We start from the raw sequence: 23,055 nt of genomic DNA, 5'->3' as shown, positions 1-23,055 counted from the left end.
CTCTGCAAAATGCCTATAGACGTAGTATTTGCCATCATATTGGTTTTTGCCATCTACAAAGGGTACACCCGAGGCCTCATCGTGGCTGTATTTTCATTGGCGGGCCTTATCCTGGGCATGGCTGTTGCACTAAAACTCAGTTCGGTTACAGCATTATATGTGCAACACCATTGGAAAGTGAACTTTATCTGGCTGCCCGCTCTTTGCTACGTCTGTCTGTTTACCGGTGTGGTGTTATTGGTAAGGCTTGGCGCTACCGCCCTTCAGGGGATGGTAGAGCTTGTATTGCTGGGATGGCTGAATAAATTGGGGGGAATTTTATTGTATACCGCCGTATTTATGATAATTTACAGCGTTGTGCTGTGGATGGCCAACCAACTGTACCTGCTGAGTCCCGAAACCAAAATGCAGTCTGTGGTTTATCCTTATATCGAAAAAACCGGCCCCTGGGTAATTGATCGTGTGGGAAAAGTTATCCCCTTTTTCCATAATATATTTGACCAGCTTCAGGCATTTTTTGATAAGGCAGCTCACCATATTCCGTCTGAATGACTTCGTTGCAAAGATTATTTAGATTAATAAAAAGAATTATTTTAGCGTAAAATTGACTTTCAAGATTTGGCAATGGATTACGAAATCAAAACACAGGGAAAATTTAGTTTTATAGAAGAAGGAGAAGGTGAACCTTTGGTATTGTTACACGGATTATTCGGTGCGTTAAGTAACTTCTCGCATATGATCGAATATTTCAAACAATACAATAAGGTGGTGATCCCGATGCTGCCCCTGTATGATTTAAATATTCTGGAAACCTCTGTTGGGGGCCTGGCTAAATTTGTACATAAGTTTGTAGAAGCCAGAGGCTATACCAATTTCCACCTGCTGGGTAATTCCCTCGGTGGTCACGTAGCGCTGGTATACCTGCTTAAACATCCTGAAGCCCCGGCGAAATCCCTGATCCTTACCGGTAGTTCCGGCCTGTTTGAAAATGGTATGGGTGAAACCTACCCTAAACGTGGCGATTACGAATATATCCGTAAGAAAGCAGAACTGACCTTCTATGATCCGAAAACCGCTACCAAAGAGCTGGTAGACGAAATGTTCGAGATCGTAAACAACAGACTTAAAGTAATTAAAATTATTACCCTCGCTAAATCAGCCATCCGCCATAACCTGGGCGAGGAGCTCCGCGAGATCAAGCAGCCTACAATGCTGATCTGGGGTAAAAACGATACCATCACTCCACCAATGGTGGCGGAAGAGTTCCAGAAACTGATCCCTAATTCCGAACTGGAATTTATCGATAAGTGCGGACACGCCCCAATGATGGAAGTTCCGGACGAATTCAATAAAATCCTCCATAACTTTTTAGAGCGTCTGAAGAACAAAAGTGCCAACTAATTGGTATAGAGTAGTGTAACTGCGCTATGTTAATGCAGTGTCGCTTAACGTGCCTGTTCGTGGAATTTCTTTTTCTGTTGGGAATTTCTTTGTTATTATTGTAGTAAGAATACACGACGATGATTGCCAGAGAACTCATATCCACCACCATACCCGTACTGCATCCTTCGGATACAGGCGCGGAGGCTTTGAGGTTGATGAACGAGTTACATCTTACCCAACTGCCACTGGTAGTGGATAATAAGTACGTAGTCCTCCTTGATGAAGATGATCTCCTGGACCTCAACAATCCGGATATCACCCTTGAAACAGTGGAAAACGACGGCTTTAAACCCGCGGTTCCTGAACAGGCGCATATCTTTGAAGCCCTGAAGCTCTTCAACGAATTCAAATTATCTGTACTGCCCGTAGTATCAAAAGAAAATGACTACCTCGGCGCCGTTACAAAAGAAACCTTAATAGGTGCACTCGCCCAATTCAACAGTGTGAAGGAAGTGGGTGGTCTCCTGGCCCTGGACCTTGATCCAAGGGACTATAGCCTCAGCGAAATCGCCAGGATAGCCGAATCCAATGATATCAGCATCCTTGGCGTACAAACCACCACCGATCCTGCTACCGGCCGCCTGGAAGTACTCCTCAAAACCAATCGTATGGAGCTGCAATCCCTTGTGGCTACCTTCGAAAGATTTAACTACCAGATCAAATATCTTATCTCCGAATCTCCGGAAGAAGATGCCGTTAAAAAGAATTACGACCTGCTGATGAATTATATCAGTATGTAATTTCCATTTCCTTATATTTGGTTTTGTTCATCAATTTTTTGTGCCTACATGCTGAGACGCTGCTTTATGCTGGCTTTACTGTGCCTGCTTGGATATGTGTTGCCCGTGGCAGCTCAGGATGCTACCGGTACAAGCGAAAAAGGCGCCTTTCTGATTGTCAGAAGTATTATTATCACAGGTAATAAAAAGACCCGCACCTCCATAATTCTGCGAGAAGTAAATACGGTGCCCGGAGATACGATATATCTGAAAGATCTTGCCGAAACGCTGGAGAAACACCGTAAACAAATTCTTAATACATCGCTGTTCCTGAATGTTACTGCCAACGTGAAAAACTGGAGCGGCGACGAAGCCGACCTCGTTTTCGATGTCTGGGAACGATGGTATACCATTGCGGTGCCCATCTTCAAGCTGGCAGACAGAAACTTTAACCAATGGTGGGTAGAGCAGGGACATAGTCTGAGCCGCGTGAATATTGGCGTACGCGGTACCCAGGCCAACCTGACCGGCCGCAATGATGCCCTCAACGCCGCCATACAGTTTGGGTATACCCAACGTTTACAACTACAATATAGCGTTCCCTATATAGATAAAAGCTATAAGCATGGCCTGGGGATATTGTTTTCCTACAGCAGGAACCGTGAGGTAAATGACAGTACCTCTTTTAATAAACAGGTGTTTTTTAAGCAGGATGATTATGTAAGACAGATCTATACTGCCGGCCTCAGCTACAGCTTCCGCCCGGGTATCAATACCCGCCACATGGTATTCCTGAACTACAATTACGAGCGTGTAACCGATTCCGTGGCCATCCTGAACCCCAATTACCTGGGTAATGGCCGCACCCACGTGAATTTTATCGATCTCATATATCGTGTAAATTATATACATGCCGACAGCTGGGTATATCCTCTCAGGGGCATTCATATATTGGGAGAAGTGGGCAAGCGTGGGCTACTTGGGGTAAACGACATCAATGATGTGCACATACGGCTGAACGTAGCGAAATACTGGCAGGTATACAAGAAAACCTACTTTGCCCTGGGGCTGCGAAGCCAGGCCAAGTTTGGCGCCGATCAGCCATATATTAATAAACTCGCAATCGGGTATAATGATGATTATCTCCGCGGACTTGAATATTATGTCGTAGACGGGACCAGCTTTGCCATCGTGAAAGCTACTGCCCGCCAGGAAGTATTTTCCACCCGCTTTAAATTACCGATCGTGCCGCAGAAATTTGCCTACGTGCCACTCCGCGTATTCCTGAAAATCTACGGTGATACTGGTTACAGCTACGACAAATTCCCTGGCAATGGCGTACTTAGCAACAGGATGTTATATACCGGCGGATTTGGGATGGACATCGTTTCCTTCTACGATACCTGCCTGCGTATCGAATACAGCTTTAACCAGTTAGGGCAAAAAGGACTATTTTTACACGCGAGTATAGATATGTAAAGCAAAACAGATATGCAGGTAGCACTTTATAGCCGTGGTTTTATTACAGAAGATATTTCTAACATCCGTTTGTTGCTGGATGAACTGGAGCGTGCGGAAATATCTGCCATGATTTACGAGCCCTTCCTGCGTACGCTGGAGCAGCATATCACTTTTGAGCGCCCGCTGGAAGTATTTTCCCGGGCAGAGGATTTACCCGGTAAGATCGACTTTCTGATGAGTTTAGGGGGAGATGGTACCCTGCTGGATACCGTTTGCTACGTGCGCGATACCACTATTCCTGTCATAGGGATCAATTTCGGGCGCCTCGGATTCCTGGCCAGTATTGGCAAGGACGAGATCCACGGGCTGGTACAGGCATTACTGCACCGTACCTATATCGTGGACCAGCGTAGTCTCCTGCACCTGGACTCCAACATGCCTTTGTTCGGCGACATACCGTATGCCCTGAATGAGTTTACTATCCATAAGAAGGATACTTCTGCGATGGTGAAGATCCATACCTATCTTAACGGCGAATTTTTAAATACCTATTGGGCCGACGGCCTGATTGTATCCACCCCGACGGGGTCTACGGGTTATTCCCTTAGCTGTGGCGGCCCTATCGTATTCCCTGATGCCGGCAACTTTGTCATTACCCCGGTAGCACCCCATAACCTGAATGTGCGGCCTATTATTGTTCCGGATAATAACGTGATATCTTTTGAGGTAGAGGGCCGTAGTGATCAGTTTTTGTGTACCCTGGATTCCCGTATGGAAACAATAGGCAGCAATGTGCAGCTGGCTATACGAAAAGAGAGTTTTAAGCTGAGTCTTTTAAGACTGGATGACAGTAATTTCCTTCATACCCTGAGAAATAAGCTGTTGTGGGGGATAGATGCCCGAAATATGATCAAGATAAACAGCTGACAAAAATTTCCACCATCACATATTAAATAAATAGGGCATTATTGCGTTTAAGTATAACTGATTTATGCTGAAAACTTTTTTTTATCCTGGAAAATTCGTGTTTACGTTACTGTTGGCAACAGTCCCTATGCTGGTACAGCGGGCTGCCGCTCAGAGTGAGTTGCAGTATGTTGGGGAGCTGGGGATATCTGCAGGAACAGCACAATATTTCGGGGACCTGAATACCAGAAGGGCATTAAATGCCATGAAACCTGCTGTAGGTATATTCTATCGTAAGTATATGAATGACTACATCGGGTTGCGGGCTCATTTCCGGTATATGCAGCTGGGTTATTCGGATACTTATAATAAGAATGAGTTTGCGCGCAGGCGGAACCTGAGTTTTAATACAGATTTGTTTGAACTGGCTTTACAGGGAGATTTTAATTTTTTCAGATTTGAACCGGGGAGTCTGGACAAGCGGTTTTCGCCATATCTGACCGGCGGGGTGAGTGGGTTTCATTTTAACCCTTACGCCTATCTGGACGGCAAGAAATACTATCTGCAACCATTACATACAGAAGGTCAGGGAACAGCCTTGTATCCCGACCGTAAGCCTTACAGCCTGCTGTCCTATGCGTGGCTGATAGGGGGAGGATTCAAGTATAACATATCAAGAAAAGTTAATGTGGCTATTGAAGCTTTGTACAGGTATACGGAGACGGACTACCTGGACGACGTCAGTACTACTTATGCCGGACCCGCTGCATTTCCGCCAGGGTTGGACGGTCAGCCGACTATAGCTGCTCAATTGCAGGACAGGTCGGGGGCTGTAGGTACTCCGATAGGTGTACAGGGCCGCCAGCGTGGCAATAGCCGGGATAAGGACCAGTACCTGACGATAGAGTTATCAATTAGCATATTATTTACCTCCTATCACTGTAAATTTTAGATACCTTTGCCCGACTTTCTACCGGAGGGCTAACTTTCCCGTTGAACAGACGAACCTCACCGCTTAAATTCCTGAAAAGCGCTATGGTGCTGTATTCGCTGTTAAAACTACGTTAAAACCCCCTGCCGGGCTTTGCCAAAAAAGTCATTACTCTATTTTTGTATCTTTGCACACTTTTAGTAAATCTGTATAATCTGATATAATACGCCTGACACAAATGAGTTTGAAGGATAAATTGGACTTACAACGGCTACCGAAACATATTGCCATCATTATGGATGGTAATGGCCGTTGGGCAAAGGAGAGGGGACAAGACAGGCTGTATGGGCATCACGAAGGAGTGGAGAGTGTGCGGACAATTGTGGAAGCCTGTGCAGATCTTGGACTCGGCTACCTTACCCTATACGCATTTTCAACCGAAAACTGGGACCGTCCGGTTTACGAAGTGAATGGCATCATGGAACTACTGGTAAACACTATCCGAAAAGAAGTGAATACCCTTTCTAAAAATAATATCAGGCTGAATGTGATTGGGGACCTGGGCATGTTACCGCCGCAGGCAAAACAGGAAATGGAGGAAGCCATCGCGCTTACCAGCCATAATACCGGTTTGACCCTTGTCATGGCCCTTAGCTATAGTGCCAGATGGGAAATCGTGAACGCGGCCAAAAAAATTGCAGCTGATGCGCAAAAAGGTATACTGGACCCGGCTTCTATTACAGCGAATGTTTTCGAGAATTATCTCTGTACCGCCGGCATGCCAGATCCTGAATTAATCATCCGTACCAGCGGAGAATGCAGGATCAGTAATTTCCTCTTATACCAACTGGCTTATGCGGAACTGTACTTTACAGAAACCCGCTGGCCGGATTTCCGCAATGAGAATCTTTACGAAGCCATCTTAAATTACCAAACCAGAGAAAGGCGTTTTGGCAAAACAAGCGAACAAATTCAGCAGAATGAAGAAATTATTTCCTAAGGGCCTACTGGCTATAGCTATTTGTTGTGGCGCCGGGATGCGTGTATCCGCTCAACAGAAGGATACCATTCCGCCAGCTCCGACACCTGCTAATCCACAGGTTGAATTTCCCAGCAATGTGGGTACACCGCAACAATATGAGATTGCCGATATCACAATTGCCGGTACACAATACCTCGATAAATCTTTGCTGCTGTCTCTGTCCGGCCTGAGTGTAGGCGACAAAGTAGTATTTCCGGGTGGCGACCAGTTCGCAAAAGCCCTGCAAAGCTTATGGTCTCAGCGCCTGTTTGCCGGTGCTTCCATCAACGTAACCAAAATCGAAGATGGTAAAATCTGGCTGGAAATAGAACTCGTGGAAATGCCACGTATAGGTAGCTTCTCATTCAAAGGCATCAAAAAATCCGAAGCTGATGAAATCGCCAACAAAGCCGGTCTCCGTAAAGGAAACGTGGTGAGCGAAGGCGTTAAACAGAACGTAATCGGTACCGCACATAAATATTACGCTGATAAAGGTTTTGGTAATGCTACCGTCACCGTTTACCAGCGTGTAGACAGTGGTGCTGTCAATACCGCTATTATCGTGTTTGATGTTAATAAGGGCAACAAAACCCGTATTAATAATATCAACATTGTTAATAACTATAATATCTCTGATAACAGGCTGAAAAAACGCATGAAGGGTACCAAAGAGGCCACTCACATTACCCTTTATCCGGATAAAGAAGTCGTGTACAAGGATTCTATCCCTCAGGAAGGTAACTTCTGGACAACCTACGGTTTCCTGCAGCCTACCAGAGCCCTGGAAGAACTGGACCCTTATTTCCGCTTCAAACTGTTCAGCTCTGCCAAATTCAATGAAGGTAAGTACATCGAGGACAAAGGCAAGCTCATAGCCTACTATAACAAAAATGGTTATAGAGATGCGTTGATCGTAAAGGATACTACCTATACATCTGCCAATAAAAACCTGAACATCGACATCGATGTATCTGAAGGTAAAAAATACTATTTCGGTGATATTACCTGGAAAGGTAACGTAAGGTACTCCGACTCTTTGCTCACTAAAATGCTGGGTATTAAGAAAGGGGATATCTATAACCTGGAATTGCTGGAAAAAAGAATCGGTAAGCAAATGTCGCAGGAAGGTGGTGATATCACCGGTGCGTACATGGATTACGGTTATCTCTTCTTCCAGATCGATCCGGTGGAAACCGCCATCCATGGTGATACCATCGATTATGAAATCAGATTGCGTGAAGGTCCGCAGGCTACCATTAAGGAAGTACGTATCGCTGGTAACGAAAAAACCAACGAACACGTTATCCGTCGTGAGCTGCGTACCATTCCAGGTGAGAAATTCTCCCGTCAGGACCTGATCCGTTCTAACCGTGAGATTGCTAACCTTGGTTTCTTCAACCCTGAGAAAATCGGTATGAACCCGGTGCCTAACGTACAGGATGGTACAGTGGATATCGATTATACCGTGGAGGAAAAAGCCAATGACCAGCTGGAACTCTCTGCGGGCTGGGGTGGTTACATCGGTCTGACAGGTACCCTGGGTGTTACCTTCAACAACTTCTCTCTCCGTAACATCTTCAGGAAAGAAACCTGGGATCCGTTACCAAGTGGTGATGGCCAGAAACTTTCCCTGCGTGTATCTTCCAACGGTAAAGCATATCGTTCCTATAACTTCTCCTTTACTGAACCATGGTTGGGCGGTAAAAAGAGAAACCAGTTCTCTGTAAGCTTCTACAGCAGCTACCAGAACCCTTATGCTTACAACGATTATTACAAACAGTTATATAACGATACTACTACTTCTCCGAATGGTAGCTTCCGCGTACTGGGTGCTTCCGTATCACTGGGTAAACAGCTGAAATGGCCGGATGACTATTTCTCCCTGATTTATTCTGTGAACTATCAACAGTACAGACTGAAGAACTATAACTACTTTGGTATCCCTGGATTCTCCAATGGTAATGCCAATAACATCAACCTGAAAATCACCCTGGCACGTTCTTCTGTGGATCAGCAGATCTTCCCGCGCAGTGGTTCCAGCTTCATGTTATCCGGTCAGTTTACGCCTCCATATTCTTTGTTAAATCCGGACAAGGACTACAAAGCAGAGCCGATTGCTGATCAGTTCAAATTTATTGAGTACCAGAAGTATCGTTTCAATGCGGAATGGTATGTGCCTTTGAGCAAGCCAATGGGTAGCGATAACAAGACTTTCGTACTGAAAGTTGCTGCTAAATTCGGTTACATCGGGCGTTACAACAACCGTACTACACTGTCGCCGTTCGGTCGCTTTGAGCTGGGTGGAGATGGTCTGAGTAACTTTGCGATCTACGACCGTGATATCATCTCTCAGAGAGGTTATCCGGTGTATTATACCTCCAATCCTAGTGTGAATCCAGAAACTGGTCAGCCAGCGGGATACGAAGGGTTTACCGTATTTAATAAGTACGTGATGGAGTTACGTTATCCATTAAGTCTGAATCCAAGTTCCACCATCTTTGGTCTGGCCTTCCTGGAAGCAGCGAACGGTTACCGTGATATCCAGGATTACAATCCGTTCAGATTACGTCGTTCAGCGGGTCTGGGTATGCGTTTCTACCTGCCAATGTTTGGATTGCTCGGGTTTGATTATGGTATAGGATTTGACAGACTGCAACCTGGTCAGGGATTGAAGAATGCGGCTAAGTTTACCTTTATGCTCGGCTTCGAACCAGAATAATGTGAAAATAAATTATATATTGCAGGAATTAACCGGACAACTCCGGATGCAGTTAAAATCCATTGTAGCATGAAAAAAATATTTATTACAGCGGCCATTGTACTGGCTGCAGCGTTTGGAGCCAATGCACAGCGCTATTGTGTGATAGATACTAAATATATCCTTGATAATATACCTGAGTACAAGGATTCGCAGAAAAAACTGGATGCTGTTGCAGACCAATGGCAGAAAGAGATTGACGCAAAATTTCAGGAAGTAGATAAGATGTATAAGTCTTATCAGGCGGAGCAGGTAATGCTCACCGAGGAGTTGAAACATAAACGTGAAGACGAGATCGTGGCGAAGGAGAAAGATGCCAAGGACCTGCAGAAGAAGCGTTTCGGTTATGAAGGAGATCTTTTCAAGAAAAGGGAAGAGTTGGTAAAACCAATCCAGGATAGAGTGTACAATGCCGTACAGAAGCTGGCTGCCAGTAGAATGTATGATTTTGTACTTGATAAGTCGGGTGGCGTTACTTTAATTTTCTTTGATCCGAAACTGGATAAAAGTGATGATATTTTGAAATCCCTCGGGGTGAAAAAATAAACTGGCACCTATTATTTTAACTATAAGTATTTAGATTTTAAACACAGACAACATCATGAAGAAGTTCGTTATTATTGCTTTTGTGGCAGTATCTGGTTTGTTTAGCGTAAACGCAATGGCACAGGCTAAAATAGCGCATATCAATGCTCAGGCACTGGTTACGGCTATGCCTGAAACTGCAAAAGCAGAGACTGAATTACAAACTTTCGCTAAAAGTCTCGAAGGAGATGGTAAAGCGATGTACGAAGAGTATCAGAAAAAAATGCAGGAATTCAATGATAAAGCAGCCAGCATGACTGATAACATGAAAGAGATCAAAGCTAAAGATCTGCAGGATATCCAGAAAAGAATCCAGGACTATAGCGATGCTTCTCAGCAGAAAATCCAGGAAAAACAGGCTGCCCTGCTGAAACCTATCTACGATAAAGCACGTAAAGCTATCGAAGATGTGGCTAAAGAAAAAGGTTACGGTTATGTAATCGACAACAGCAATGGTATGTTACTGGTTGCTCCAAACGGCGACGATATCCTGGCTGCCGTTAAAACAAAACTGGGCGTTAAATAATTGAATTTCAATATATTTTAAAAATGGAATGTGGATTTCCACATTCCATTTTTAATTTTGAGGCTTAGGCCAACGGAGATTTTTCGGATTATTTTGCTTTTCAAATAATTTCTGCTACCTTTGCCTTCCGTTTTAAAAACAGCTCCTCCTTTGTTGGAGGTTTTAGTAGTACAGGTAAAAACAAAAAAAAGAAATGAAACGTACTTTTCAACCGCATAACAGACGCAGAAAGAGCGTTCACGGCTTCAGAAAGAGAATGGAAACTGCCAATGGCCGTAAGGTACTGGCATCCCGCAGGGCTAAAGGTCGCAAGAAGCTGACTGTTTCTGACGAGCGTAAGCTGAAATAATTAGTAGATAAATACTATTTGCCATAAAGACTTATTCTTTTAAAAAGGAAGAAAGGCTAAAGAGCAGGAAACTTATTGAAACGCTTTTTCGTGAAGGAAAAGCGTTTTCTATTTTTCCATACCGTGTCGTTTACATGCCGCTGGATCAGCTGCCGGTAAACGGATACCCTGTGCAGGTGGGTTTCTCCGCATCTACCCGCAAATTCCCCCGCGCCACCGACCGCAACCGTATTAAGCGCCTCAGCCGTGAAGCATGGCGCCTGCAAAAACAAACCCTCTACGATCAGCTCAACAGCCAGTCCCGTAAAATGGCCGTATTTCTTGTCTATACCGACAAAAATATCGCGCCCTTTTCCACCATACACAGCAAAATTTCGGTAATTTTAAAGAAACTGGCAGCAACCGGTAATTCTCCTGAAATACCTCCTGCCACCCATTCCTAATCTTTGATAAAAGCTGTTTATGAATCGTGTAGTGCGTTGGCTGGGTTTACCGTTTATTTTCCTCATCAAGTTATATCAATGGCTGATCTCTCCATGGCTGGGAGCTAAATGCCGTTATACCCCATCCTGCTCCCAATATGGACTGGAAGCCTTCAAAAAATATGGTCTCTTTAAAGGAGGCTTTCTTACTATAAAACGTATCTTGTCGTGCCATCCATGGGGTGGTCACGGGTACGACCCGGTGCCGTAACAAGCCAACGATTATTTTTTCATCTTACCACCCGCTATCTATATGCGTAACTTTTTTCGCCAGAAAAGGAAACTCATCGCTGTCCTGAGTGTGCTGCTGATAACTTCCGTGGGCATATTCTCCTTCGACGAAAACAATAAGTACTTCCAGATCGCTAAAAACCTCGATATTTTCGCCGCTTTTTACCATGAGCTGGATACTTACTATGTAGACGATCTGCCGCCTGAGAAAACCATCCAGAAAGGCATTTCCGCTATATTGGACGAAACAGACCCATTTACCGACTTTATCTCCGAAGATAACCTCGACGACCTGAAGTACATGGCCACCGGCAAATACGGCGGCGTAGGGGCCTCTATTTCCACCAATGGAGACTGGACCAATATCACGGATATCTACCCTGGAACACCCATGGACAAAGCCGGCGTTAAACCCGGTGATATCATCATCACGCTCGACGGCCGCTCCATGAAAAATGTGCCACAGGACACCGTTAGTAAATTGCTCAAAGGAACACCGGGTACTGCACTCGATATCCTTTTCAAAAATCCAATCGACGGCACTACAGCGACCAAAAAAATCGTTCGCCAGGAAATTAACGTTAAACCTGTTTCCTACGCAGGTTTCGTTAAGAATGATATCGGCTACATCAAAATGACCCAGTTCACCGAAGCCAGCGGCGAACAGGTACGCAAAGCTTTCGAACAACTCAAACAAACAAAACCTGCGATGAAAGGCGTCATACTCGACCTCAGGGGTAATCCCGGCGGATTACTCGATGAGGCTGTAGTAGTAGCCAACATCTTCGTAGATAAAAATAAACAGATCGTCAGCACCAGGGGAAAAGTGAAAAACTGGGACCGCTCCTATGAAACACAGGGCGCACCGGCAGACATGCATATTCCGTTGGCAGTCCTGACAAGCAGGTCATCGGCATCTGCTTCTGAAATTGTTGCAGGTTCCGTACAGGACCTGGACCGTGGTATTATTGTAGGTCAGCGTTCGTATGGAAAAGGTTTGGTGCAAACTACGCGTCAGCTGCCTTACAACACCAAGCTGAAAGTGACCACAGCAAAGTATTACACACCTAGCGGCCGTTGTATCCAGGCCATCGACTATTCCCGCCGTAATGATGATGGCAGCGTAGATTATGTGCCGGATTCTCTCCGTAAAACATTTAAAACAGTCAGTGGCCGTACCGTGAAAGATGGCGGTGGCATTGAGCCGGATGCAAAGGTAGACCCGATGTACCTTAGCCAGGTGGCAGTGACGCTCTTGCGTAAACAGTATATCTTCGATTATGCTACACAGTATTACTACAAGCATAAACAGATCGCACCTGCATCAACCTTTAAGCTGACAGAGCCTGAGTTTGATGAATTCGAACACTTCCTGGACAGCAAAGACTACAGCTATAAAACCCGCAGTGAAGAAGCACTGGAAACATTCAAAACAACTGCACAGAAAGAAAAATATTATGATGCAGTATCCAAAGATCTGGAAGAACTGGAACAGAAGCTGAAGCACGATAAAAAACAGGATCTCCTTAAAAATAAAGATGAGATCAAACGCTTGCTGGAAGAGGAAATCGCCAGTCGTTACTACATGATGGAAGGTCGTATTGCAAAAGGCCTTGTCAATGATAATGACGTAAATAAAGCTATCAGCATTTTATCTGATCCTGCTGCATATAAGCAACTGTTAACTGTCAGCACACTGAATTAATATCTCACTAAATAAAAAAAATAAAGGGGAAGGACTACTGGTCTTTCCCCTTTGTTATTTATACCCACCGCTTATCCTTCGTTCTTGCATTATTGCCCGATAGTTTTTATATTAACCAATCATCAATTTATAACCTAAACAAAAGGGTAATCATGCCAGTAAATTCCAACGAAAACTCCCGCCGGAAATTTATCAGCAAATTTGCCAAAGGAGTAGTAGGCGCATCGATGTTGCCAACTATACTAACGGCAGCGGATAAACGGCGAAATATCGAATCACTCTCACGTATGAACGAAAAGTACGGCCCGAATGATCAGATCAACGTAGCATTGATCGGGGCCGGTGGCATGGGTACTGCTGATGCCAACACTGCTATAACTGTACCTGGTGCGAAACTGGTAGCTGCCTGCGACCTGTACGATGGCCGCCTGGCAGATGCAAAAAAGAAATGGGGGAATGACATCTACACCACCCGTAATTACAATGAAATTCTGGACCGCAAGGATATTGATGCGGTCATCATCGCTGTGCCTGACTTCTGGCATAAGGAAATCTCCGTGGCTGCGATGAACAAAGGTAAATCTGTTTACTGCGAAAAGCCAATGGTACATGATATTACCGAAGGTCCTGCAGTAGTAGAGGCGCAACAACGCAATAAAGTGGTTTACCAGGTAGGTAGCCAGGGGATGAGCTCTCTCGGTAATGAGAAAGCAAAAGCCCTGCTGAAAGATGGCGCTATCGGTAAGTTGAACTATGCGGAGGGTTTCTGGGCACGTATGTCGCCAACCGGCGCCTGGCAGTATCCGATCCCTGCAGATGCTTCTCCTAAAACCGTTGACTGGGATACGTACCTGAAACATGCACCTAAGCGCGACTTCGATCCGCTTCGTTTCTTCCGCTGGCGCAACTACCGTGATTATGGTACAGGTGTTTCCGGGGATCTCTTCGTACATCTCTTCTCCAGTCTGCATTTCGTAACAGGGTCTGTTGGGCCGGAAAAAGTGATGGCTACCGGCGGATTGCGTTACTGGAAAGATGGAAGGGAAGTGCCGGATATCATGCTGGGTATGTTCGACTATCCTGAAACAGCGATCCATCCTGCGTTTAACTTATCACTGCGTGTCAACTTCGTAGATGGTACCGGTGGTACCAATTACCTGCGCATGGTAGGTAGCGAAGGCTCTATGACGGTAGAGTGGGATAAGGTAACCTTATACAGAAACCGTAACGAAGTAGATGCCAACGATCCGCTGACAGTCGCTAAGAACGCCAGTGCCGGCAAATCGTATGTGTATGACCGTAAGTCCATGATGGACCCTGATAAGCTGATATATGCCGCTGAAGAAGGCTATAAGGGAGCGCATTTCGATCACTTCTATAATCTTTTCAATGCCATGCGTAATAATGGTAAGGTAGCGGAAGATCCGTTGTTCGGTTTCCGTGCAGCCGCGCCTGCATTGCTTTGTAACGACAGTTATTTTACCAATAAAATCATCCGTTGGGATCCGAATAATCTTAAAGTTATCAGCTAATCAAACAGGAACATTGATATGAAAAAATTAATCGTACCCGTACTTTCCGTATTGACAATCGCCGCCAGCTCTTGCGGCAATGGCAATGCCAATACTGCGAAGGATTCGACCACTGTAAAAACTGATTCGGTAAGTGCCCTGCCAGCTGAAGAAGCCGCCACTACAGATAATGTATTGAGCGATGCAGAAAAAGCAGATGGATGGGTATTGCTTTTTAATGGTAATAGTAAAGACGGCTGGAGGGGATATAAGAATAAGCCTACCGAAACATGGCTAGTAGAGAAAGGTATCCTGCATTGCCTGGGAAGCACTACAGACAAGAGTGACAAGCGTGCTGACCTTACCACAGATAAGGAATACGCCAACTTTGAAATGGATGCAGACTGGAAGCTGTCGCCAAAAGGTAACAGCGGTATTCTGTACCTGGTTACAGAAGATTATGATGCACCTTATCTGAGTGGACCGGAATACCAGATCATTGATGATAATAATTTCCCTGAGAAGCTGGAAGACTGGCAGAAAACAGGCGCTAACTATGCGATGAATCCGCCTTTGGTAGCGGCTTCCAACCCTATTGGTGAATGGAACCATACCAAGATCATTGTAAACAAGGGGCATGTGGAACATTGGCTGAATGGCCAGAAAACGGCGGAATATACCATTGGCAGCGATGAGTGGAAAAAGAACAAGGCAACCGGAAAGTGGAAAGATGCCAAAGGTTATGGCACTGCTAAGAAGGGGCATATCTCTTTACAGGACCATGGCAGTGAGATATGGTTTAAGAATGTTAAGCTGAAAGAGCTGCAATAGCAGCGGCGGCAGGCAATAAAAAAGGGTTGACTAACAAGCTGGTCTTTTTAGTCAGCCCTTTTTAATTTTTATTCAGCAGATCTTTTATCGCGATAGAACGCGGTGTTGAAGGATCTTGCTACCATTTTATAATCTTTTGATTGCAGGTATTTATAGAGCGGGCTATCCAGGGAATCTGAAATATCGCTTCTCAGGTCTTCCACGAGAATGAATTCAGGTCTGTATTTATCCCAGTTGTTGGATTGTAATACCTGTAGGTCGAGGCCTTCGACGTCTACAGAGAGGAAGTCGATTTTTTTACCTTCAGGGAGGTGTTTATCAAGGATTTCGGACAGTGTAACTGTTTCCAGGTCTTTTACATCAACGATTTTATACCTGTTGAGACCATCTTTTAATTTAGCTTCTTTTTCAGAGAAGGTATTGAGGGCGGTTTCGTTGAAGATATAGTATTTGAGTATCTGTTTCTGGTCAGATACAGGTACTTCGAGGTTGGTATCGTGTGGTCGGATTTTGCGGAAGGCTTCCATACTTCCTGGCATGGCGTCTACGTTAATACCGCGCCATCCGTCGAGGTAGAAGCCGTAGGTATTAGAGAAGCGGATAGGGTGGTGGGCGCCAATATCAACGAAGAATCCGTTTTCTCTTCCATGGAAGAACCTGCGAAGGATCATGTCTTCTCCTTCCTGGGCGAAGGAAAAATGGCCATGGCGGAGATTTTCGATGGTGAAGTTTTTAAGGATCCGGCGAAGTTTGCCGATTTTGGTACTGACGGAACTATTACTTTTCATGGAAGAATTTGTCTGGCTACAAGATAAAAAATCCTCCTGGTGTTTTACCAGGAGGATTTATAAGGTAAGATATCATTAAGCTTTTTCGAAGCGCTCGCCGATAGTTTTCCAGTCTACCACGTTCCAGAAGGCAGCCAGGTATTCCGGGCGACGGTTCTGATATTTCAGGTAGTAAGCGTGTTCCCAAACGTCCACACCGAGGATAGGAGTACCTTTTACTTCGGCAACATCCATCAGTGGGTTGTCCTGGTTAGGAGTGGAAGAGATTTCCAGTTTACCATCTTTCACGAGGAGCCATGCCCAACCTGAACCGAAGCGGGTAGCGCCGGCAGCGTTGAATTTTTCTTTGAAGGCGTCGAAAGAACCGAAGGTGCTGTTAATTGCATCAGCCAGTTTACCGGTAGGTTGTCCGCCAGCGTTAGGAGCCAGGCTGGTCCAGAAGAAGCTGTGATTCCAGTGACCGCCGCCGTTATTTCTAACAGCAGGAGAGATCTTACCAGCGTTAGCTACCAGTTCTTCCAGGGATTTGTTTTCGTTGTCTGTACCGGCGATAGCCTTGTTCAGGTTGTCAACATAAGCCTGGTGGTGCTTGCCATGGTGGATTTCCATAGTCAGTTTGTCGATATGTGGTTCTAACGCGTCTGTAGCGTATGGTAAGCTCGGAAGTGTAAATGCCATAACTAAATGTTTTATGGGTTTATAATATAATTTTAGAGATAGTCGCCAAATTTACTGCCTATCTGGCTAAAAATCAATTTAGAATTTCAATAGGCGGATCAATTATATTGATATAATTGTTAATTGTAAAAATGGCAGGGCTTGGTCATATGAAATTTTATTTTAAATTTACATGTACTCGGTTTAACAGGACGTAACAACAGGCAGTTTTTCGTGTATGCCTGACAGTTGTGAGTTACCTATTGTTTGTTTAAAACGTTTAGTATGCAGACAGCCTCTGACTTAGGGCAAAACTTTTCCCTCTCCGCCTTGCAAAAGGAGAACGATCAATTAAAGAAGCGCGTGCAATGGCTGGAAGGTATCCTGCATCATGCGCCTGCCATGCTTTACAGTTATGATAATAACAAGAAAACTATAACCTGGTGTAATCAGGCATTGGCAGAAGCTTTTGGTTATACGCCAGAGGAAATGGCGGGCCTGGGGATGGATTTTTTCAGAAATGTAATGCACCCGGATGATTTTAAGCTGGCCAGTGTAGCGCAGCAATCTTTCCGGAATAATAAGCGACAGTTTGGAGGTGTAGCCCGTATAAAAAAGAAAGGAGATTCGGTATACCGCTGGTTATTGGGTCTGGAAGTTCCTTTTACACATAATGAAAATGGAGAAGTAGTAGAGATTATCTGTGCTTTCCTGGACCTGACCGGTGCTATCGATACCAATGTAGCCCTTGCCGACGCCTTATCAGAGATATTGCGCAGGCAGAATGAGAACCTGTTGAATAAGTTAACCGCACGCGAAAAGGATATCCTTGCTCTTGCCGTTCAGGGACTGAATAATAAAGAAATAGCCACTTCGTTGAACCTTAGCCGTTATACAGTAGAAACCCACCGGAAAAACATCCGGTTAAAGCTTAAAGTAAGGAATAGTACAGAGTTGGTATCCCTGGCCCGGAAAATTGGTTTTCAATAGCACGGTTTTGTTAAAATAATATCGGTTTTTTGACCTTCCTCTTATAGTAATCAAGCAACAAAATTTTCACAACACCTGTTGAAAATTTATAATTTAAATTGTATATTTCTGACTACCAGACACTAAGGAACTCAAAGACGTAGACCGGAGCTGCTAAACTTTGCTAAAAAAGTTCTAAAAATACCCAAGGTTGGGTATTTGCTCGTTTTTGAATCTCCACTAATTTAGTAAAATAATATTATGTATGTTTTTTAAACATATTGATATGATTATTGGCTGAAACACCCCTATCACTATGATAACCGAGGAACGAGCATTCTATATTTTGCAACTGGATCAAACGGCTACTGCTGAAGAAATAGTAGCACGTTATGAAAGTTTGAAAGATCAATATCGTAAAATCAAAGATGAAACAGAAGATCTGAGAACCCGGCTTGCATATCAGTTGAAACAGATTGAACTGGACGACGTATTTATATTCTTCCGAAGAAAACAAAGGATTTAACTAAGCTTACTTGATTTTCATTCATTGTAATTTTTAAGCTCAGTTTTTCATCCATTGTTTGTCTTCGCACAGACACGTCCCCTCATATAACCCCTTATTTTTCTGTCAACCCACGATGGCAGTAGTCTTTTATTGCTTATATTTACCAAAACATACCCTACCCAAAACTATATTTTATGCCATTCGTACCTTATTTTTTAGCATTCCTTATTCTGTTGGTGGTGCTGTCGTGTTTTGTCACGGTGCAGCAGGGAACCATCGCTGTAACCACGATCTTCGGTAAATACAACCGCATCCTTTTTCCTGGCCTTAACTTTAAAGTACCTGTGATTGAAAAAGTTTTCAAGCGTGTTTCCATTCAGAACCGTTCAGTAGAACTGGAATTCCAGGCGATCACCATCGACCAGGCCAACGTATACTTTAAAGCAATGCTGTTGTATTCCGTATGGAACCAGGAAGAAGAAACCATCAAAAATGTGGCCTTCAAATTCATGGACGAAAGAAGCTTCATGCAGGCGCTCGTACGTACCATTGAAGGTTCTATCCGTGGTTTTGTTGCTACTAAAAGACAGTCGGAAGTATTGGGTCTTCGCAGAGATATTACAGAACACGTAAAAGAACAGATCGATAAAACGCTGGAGGACTGGGGATATCACCTGCAGGATCTTCAGATGAACGATATCACTTTTGATGAGGCCATTATGAAATCAATGGCACAGGTGGTAGCTTCCAATAACCTGAAAGCCGCTGCTGAAAACGAAGGTCAGGCCTTACTGATCACCAAAACCAAAGCTGCCGAAGCGGATGGTAATGCCATCAAAATTGCTGCAGAAGCAGAACGTCAGGCGGCGCAGCTGCGCGGTATGGGTGTTGCCCTCTTCCGTGAAGAAGTGGCCAAAGGTATGACCATGGCTGCTAAAGAAATGCAGCAGGCTAACCTGGATACCTCAGTTATCCTCTTCTCTATGTGGACGGAAGCCATCAAGCACTTTGCTGAAAACGGCAAAGGTAACGTGATCTTCCTGGATGGTTCTTCCGAAGGAATGGAGCATTCCATGAAACAGATGATGGGTATGCATTCGCTGATGGAACCGGAACAACCAAAGAAATAGTCATCATTTCAATAGAAAAAGCCCGCCTCTACTTGATAGAGACGGGCTTTTCCGTTTATTGGAAAGTAGTATTACCTCCTGGATTCGAAGAACGTTTTCATCAGGGTAAGGCTCTCTTCTTTACAAGGACCTTGCTCCAGTTTGGTTTTCGGATGAAAGGGAGATTTCTCTCCGGTAGCTCTTCTGTAACTATTTTTATCATCTGCGGCAGCATAAACTATTCTTCCTATCTTACTCCAGTAGAGCGCTCCGGCGCACATCAGGCAAGGTTCTACTGTTACATACAGGGTGGCATCCATCAGGTATTTGCTACCTAAGGTATTGAATGCAGATGTTAGTGCGATCATCTCCGCGTGAGCGGTACAATCATTTAATTTTTCTACGAGATTATATCCTCTGCCTATAACACGGTTATTTAAAACCACCACGGCGCCGATAGGAACTTCGCCTTCATCAAAGGCTTTACGGGCTTCATTCAGCGCCTGTTTCATAAAATGCAGATCATCCATATTGCAGCAGGGTTATTTGATCATCTCCAGAAATTCATCTTCTGTGAGAATCTTAATAGTATTGATTTTTTTAGCCTTTTCGAGTTTGCTGCCGGCATCTTCACCTACGATGAGATAATTGAGTTTGCTACTGACACCACTGACGATCTTGCCACCATGCTGTTCCACCATTTCCTCTGCCTCGCTGCGTTTCAGTTTGGCGAGGGTTCCTGTAAAGAGGAATGTCTGGCCGGCCAGTTCTCCGCTGCCTGCGCTGGCAGTTTTGGTGTTTTCCAGGTTAAGGCCCAGCGATGCGAGCTTTTCCAGCATATGTAAGTTATCCTCATTACTGAAAAACTGCAGGATAGAGCCAGCCACTTTAGGACCGATATCTTCCAGTGCCAGGATCTGTTCTTCTGTGAAGTTTTTCAGGTCCATTACATTGGAAACTGCATTGGCTAAGGTTTTGGCGGTAGTTTCCCCAACATAGCGGATACCTAAACCAAAGATGAGCCGGTGTATCGGTTGTGTCTTGGATTGTTCAATAGCTGTTTGCAGGTTGCTGAGGGATTTCTTCCCAAATCCTTCCAGGGTGCCGATTTTATCAAAGTCCAGCTGGTAGATTCCGGGAATATCTTTCAGCAGGTGCATGGTGAAAAACTTACGCACATTGCTTTCCCCGAAGCTCTTGATATCCATGGCGTCTTTGCTGACGAAGTGGATGATACGTTCTACTACCTGGGCTTCGCAATTGATATTCACACAACGCCAAACGCTTTCCCCTTCGGGTTTGAAGAGTTTGTCGTGGCATACCGGGCAATGCGTAGGGAATACGATTTCCGTTTCGCTGCCATCGCGCATATCTGCATTGGATTTCACGATGTAGGGGATCACATCACCGGCTCTTTCTACCAGGACGGTATCGCCTAGTTTAAGATCTTTCTCGCGGATAACATCTTCATTAAACAGCGAAATAGAAGACACGGTTACGCCGCCGATATGAACGGGATCAATTTTAGCAACAGGCGTAATGGAGCCGGTACGGCCAACCTGGAATTCCACTGCGCGCAATTTGCTGGTAGACTGGCGGGCCTTGAACTTATAGGCAATAGCCCAGCGCGGGTGGTGGGTGGTCATGCCGAGTTTATCCTGCAGCGCGTAGTCATTGACTTTGATCACCATGCCGTCGATTTCGTAAGGGAGGTTGTCTCTTTCGTTTTCGAAATGGAGTACGTAGTCGATGACGGCTTGTACGCCTTTCACCACTTTCTTTTCTTTGGCCGGACTTCTGAAACCGAGTGTATTCAGGAGGTCGAGCGTACCGCTGTGGGTGAGCAGTTGGGCTGGTTCCTGTTTGCCTGTTTCCATGGTATGATAGCTCATGTGATAGAGGAAGGCTTCCAGTCCGCGTTTGGCTACTTCTGCGGTGTCTTTCATGCGCAGCGATCCTGAGGCCGCATTGCGTGGGTTGGCCAGTGGTGGCAGGTTTTCAGCGATTCTTTTTTCGTTGAAAGCCTTGAAGGTATTTTTATTGATCAGTACTTCACCACGTATTTCTATTTGCTGAATGCCATAGTTGGAGAATTTAGCAGAAAGCGGGATGGTGCGTATCTGTTTGATATTATTGGTGATGTCTTCCCCTGCAACGCCATCGCCGCGGGTTGCGCCGCGGGTGAGCATATCATTTTCGTATATCAGGGAGATACTGGCGCCATCGAATTTAGGTTCGATGCAGTAATCAATTTCCTGTAATCCGGCGGCTTCGCGGGCTTTGCGGTCCCAGTCGATCAGGTCATCAGCATTGTAGGAGTTCTCCAGGCTAAGCATGGGAACGAGGTGCTGAACGGTAGGGAAATCTTCTGTGAGGCCGCGTGCTACGCGCTGGGTAGGGCTATCCGGACTAATCAGATCAGGATTTTCCTTTTCCAGTTTTTTGAGCCATGCAAACAGCTGGTCGTATTCATAGTCGCTGAGTACAGGATCACTTTGTACGTAATAACGCCAGTCGTTATACGTAATAACGCGGCGTAAAGCTTCCAGGGTTTCATCAATGGAATCCAACAGCTGCTGTTGCTGGTGATTGGCCAGCAGTTTTTTGGCGAGCTGATCGAGTGTAATTTCTATATCTTTTGTATACATATAAATAGTACTGAGCCGTAAAAATAAACTTATCTTTTCTGACGGCGAAGGCCGGCGACTGCTGTGACAAAAAAAACTCTGTTAATTATTAAAAATGTGATAATTTTTTCTTTAGTTTGACTAAACAATCTATAAAGCAAGAAATTTACTGTAATTCCACGTTTCTATGATGTCTTCCATGTCCACAAAGAACATCAATACGCACCTTATTGAGATAAAGGATTATTTCAAGGTCGCCATTTCTGTCGACTGCGTCATCTTTGGCTTCAACAATGATGAGTTGAAGGTATTACTGATAGAGTCGGATTTAAAGGAGTTCAAGGGGCGATGGTCGTTGCTGGGCGATATCGTGCGTTCTGAAGAGGAGCTGGACGAGGCGGCATACCGTGTTTTAAAGGAGCGTACCGGCCTGGACAATGTGTATATGGAGCAGGTGCAGACGTTTGGTGCGATAGATCGTCATCCGGCGGGCCGGGTTATAACGGTGGCTTATTATTCGCTGGTGAATATTGAGCATGTGGAGTTGAAGAGCAGTAACAATGAATTACACTGGCATAGTGTGAAAGATATTGTGGATATGGCCTTTGACCATAAACAGATTTTAGATACCTGCCATGAGCGGTTAAAGCAGCAGGTGATGGTACAACCTATCGGATTCAATTTGTTGCCCAAGAAGTTTTCCCTGCGGGAATTACAGAATCTTTATGAGGCTATCCTTGATATGGAACTGGATAGACGGAATTTCCGCAAGAAGTTTCTTTCCATGGATTTGCTGATGGACCTGAATGAAGAAGAGGAGGATGTTCCACATCGTCCGGCGAAGCTGTATAAATTCAATTTTGATAAGTACGATCAGCGGAAAAAGCGCTATTTGGGGATCGGTTTTTAATTAGCCCTACCTGATATTTTTTTATCCG

At 44.8% G+C, this 23,055-nt stretch carries 24 protein-coding genes; 20 read left to right on the top strand and 4 right to left on the bottom strand.

What is annotated here, in order from left to right; all coding sequences use genetic code 11:
- The first annotated feature begins 9 nt into the window (after positions 1-9).
- The 16 genes from F3J22_RS01485 to F3J22_RS01410 all read left to right on the top strand — a co-directional run bounded on the left by F3J22_RS01485 (position 10) and on the right by F3J22_RS01410 (position 15,459).
- On the top strand, positions 10-552 hold the full coding sequence (locus F3J22_RS01485) for a CvpA family protein (protein ID WP_167013579.1): 543 nt from the start codon (positions 10-12) through the stop codon (positions 550-552).
- Between the two features lie 72 nt (positions 553-624).
- Entirely contained in the window at positions 625-1,401 is a 777-nt protein-coding gene (locus F3J22_RS01480) for an alpha/beta fold hydrolase (RefSeq protein WP_167013577.1), read from the top strand.
- Positions 1,402-1,520: 119 nt separating this feature from the next.
- Positions 1,521-2,183 carry a CBS domain-containing protein gene (locus tag F3J22_RS01475; protein ID WP_167013575.1) on the top strand — a complete coding sequence of 221 codons (663 nt, stop codon included), beginning with the start codon at positions 1,521-1,523 and terminating at the stop codon, positions 2,181-2,183.
- Positions 2,184-2,231: 48 nt separating this feature from the next.
- Entirely contained in the window at positions 2,232-3,641 is a 1,410-nt protein-coding gene (locus tag F3J22_RS01470; protein WP_167013573.1) for a POTRA domain-containing protein, read from the top strand.
- Positions 3,642-3,653: 12 nt separating this feature from the next.
- Positions 3,654-4,550: an NAD kinase gene (locus F3J22_RS01465; protein WP_167013571.1), complete on the top strand. Its 897-nt coding sequence runs from the start codon at positions 3,654-3,656 to the stop codon at positions 4,548-4,550.
- Positions 4,551-4,614: 64 nt separating this feature from the next.
- Positions 4,615-5,481, top strand: coding sequence for a DUF6089 family protein (locus F3J22_RS01460; RefSeq protein WP_167013569.1), 867 nt, complete (start codon positions 4,615-4,617; stop codon positions 5,479-5,481).
- Between the two features lie 217 nt (positions 5,482-5,698).
- Entirely contained in the window at positions 5,699-6,460 is a 762-nt protein-coding gene (locus F3J22_RS01455) for an isoprenyl transferase (protein ID WP_167013567.1), read from the top strand.
- Positions 6,441-9,200, top strand: a complete 2,760-nt coding sequence (locus F3J22_RS01450; protein WP_167013565.1) for an outer membrane protein assembly factor — start codon at positions 6,441-6,443, stop codon at positions 9,198-9,200. Before F3J22_RS01455 ends, F3J22_RS01450 begins: the two co-directional genes overlap by 20 nt.
- A 69-nt stretch (positions 9,201-9,269) precedes the next feature.
- Complete coding sequence (locus tag F3J22_RS01445; RefSeq protein ID WP_167013563.1) at positions 9,270-9,785, top strand: OmpH family outer membrane protein; 516 nt, start codon at positions 9,270-9,272, stop codon at positions 9,783-9,785.
- A gap of 55 nt (positions 9,786-9,840) precedes the next feature.
- Positions 9,841-10,350, top strand: a complete 510-nt coding sequence (locus tag F3J22_RS01440; RefSeq protein WP_167013561.1) for an OmpH family outer membrane protein — start codon at positions 9,841-9,843, stop codon at positions 10,348-10,350.
- A gap of 193 nt (positions 10,351-10,543) precedes the next feature.
- The gene (gene rpmH / locus F3J22_RS01435) at positions 10,544-10,699 is read left to right on the top strand and encodes a 50S ribosomal protein L34 (protein WP_012788729.1); all 156 of its coding nucleotides are present in this window, start codon (positions 10,544-10,546) and stop codon (positions 10,697-10,699) included.
- An 11-nt stretch (positions 10,700-10,710) separates the two neighbouring features.
- Complete coding sequence (locus F3J22_RS01430) at positions 10,711-11,142, top strand: ribonuclease P protein component (RefSeq protein ID WP_370459417.1); 432 nt, start codon at positions 10,711-10,713, stop codon at positions 11,140-11,142.
- Between the two features lie 19 nt (positions 11,143-11,161).
- On the top strand, positions 11,162-11,392 hold the full coding sequence (yidD, locus tag F3J22_RS01425) for a membrane protein insertion efficiency factor YidD (protein ID WP_167013559.1): 231 nt from the start codon (positions 11,162-11,164) through the stop codon (positions 11,390-11,392).
- Positions 11,393-11,434: 42 nt separating this feature from the next.
- Entirely contained in the window at positions 11,435-13,117 is a 1,683-nt protein-coding gene (locus F3J22_RS01420) for a S41 family peptidase (protein WP_167013557.1), read from the top strand.
- Between the two features lie 152 nt (positions 13,118-13,269).
- Entirely contained in the window at positions 13,270-14,649 is a 1,380-nt protein-coding gene (locus F3J22_RS01415) for a Gfo/Idh/MocA family protein (RefSeq protein ID WP_167013555.1), read from the top strand.
- A gap of 18 nt (positions 14,650-14,667) precedes the next feature.
- Entirely contained in the window at positions 14,668-15,459 is a 792-nt protein-coding gene (locus tag F3J22_RS01410; protein WP_167013553.1) for a DUF1080 domain-containing protein, read from the top strand.
- 68 nt (positions 15,460-15,527) lie between these two features.
- Here F3J22_RS01410 and F3J22_RS01405 read toward each other — a convergent pair whose 3' ends face one another.
- Both F3J22_RS01405 and F3J22_RS01400 read right to left on the bottom strand, forming a co-directional pair.
- Positions 15,528-16,247, bottom strand: a complete 720-nt coding sequence (locus tag F3J22_RS01405; protein ID WP_205195127.1) for an FkbM family methyltransferase — start codon at positions 16,245-16,247, stop codon at positions 15,528-15,530.
- A gap of 75 nt (positions 16,248-16,322) precedes the next feature.
- A complete protein-coding gene (locus F3J22_RS01400; RefSeq protein ID WP_167013551.1) occupies positions 16,323-16,925 on the bottom strand; it encodes a superoxide dismutase in 603 nt (200 codons plus the stop codon).
- Positions 16,926-17,189: 264 nt separating this feature from the next.
- Here F3J22_RS01400 and F3J22_RS01395 point away from each other — a divergent pair, with 264 nt between their 5' ends.
- The 3 genes from F3J22_RS01395 (at position 17,190) to F3J22_RS01385 (ending at position 19,511) form a co-directional block, all read left to right on the top strand.
- A complete protein-coding gene (locus F3J22_RS01395; RefSeq protein WP_167013549.1) occupies positions 17,190-17,894 on the top strand; it encodes a LuxR C-terminal-related transcriptional regulator in 705 nt (234 codons plus the stop codon).
- Positions 17,895-18,189: 295 nt separating this feature from the next.
- Positions 18,190-18,399: a hypothetical protein gene (locus tag F3J22_RS01390; protein WP_167013547.1), complete on the top strand. Its 210-nt coding sequence runs from the start codon at positions 18,190-18,192 to the stop codon at positions 18,397-18,399.
- A 176-nt stretch (positions 18,400-18,575) separates the two neighbouring features.
- Entirely contained in the window at positions 18,576-19,511 is a 936-nt protein-coding gene (locus F3J22_RS01385) for an SPFH domain-containing protein (protein ID WP_167013545.1), read from the top strand.
- A 71-nt stretch (positions 19,512-19,582) separates the two neighbouring features.
- Here F3J22_RS01385 and F3J22_RS01380 read toward each other — a convergent pair whose 3' ends face one another.
- Positions 19,583-20,020, bottom strand: coding sequence for a nucleoside deaminase (locus F3J22_RS01380; RefSeq protein ID WP_167013543.1), 438 nt, complete (start codon positions 20,018-20,020; stop codon positions 19,583-19,585).
- A 12-nt stretch (positions 20,021-20,032) separates the two neighbouring features.
- Complete coding sequence (ligA, locus tag F3J22_RS01375; RefSeq protein WP_167013541.1) at positions 20,033-22,138, bottom strand: NAD-dependent DNA ligase LigA; 2,106 nt, start codon at positions 22,136-22,138, stop codon at positions 20,033-20,035.
- 178 nt (positions 22,139-22,316) lie between these two features.
- Here ligA and F3J22_RS01370 point away from each other — a divergent pair, with 178 nt between their 5' ends.
- A complete protein-coding gene (locus tag F3J22_RS01370) occupies positions 22,317-23,027 on the top strand; it encodes an NUDIX domain-containing protein (protein ID WP_240154980.1) in 711 nt (236 codons plus the stop codon).
- Positions 23,028-23,055: the final 28 nt, after the last annotated feature.

This window comes from Chitinophaga sp. Cy-1792 (assembly GCF_011752935.1).
Classification (GTDB): domain Bacteria; phylum Bacteroidota; class Bacteroidia; order Chitinophagales; family Chitinophagaceae; genus Chitinophaga.
The sequence above is the reverse complement of the archived record's forward strand: the minus strand, read 5'-3'. Positions and strand labels throughout refer to the sequence as shown.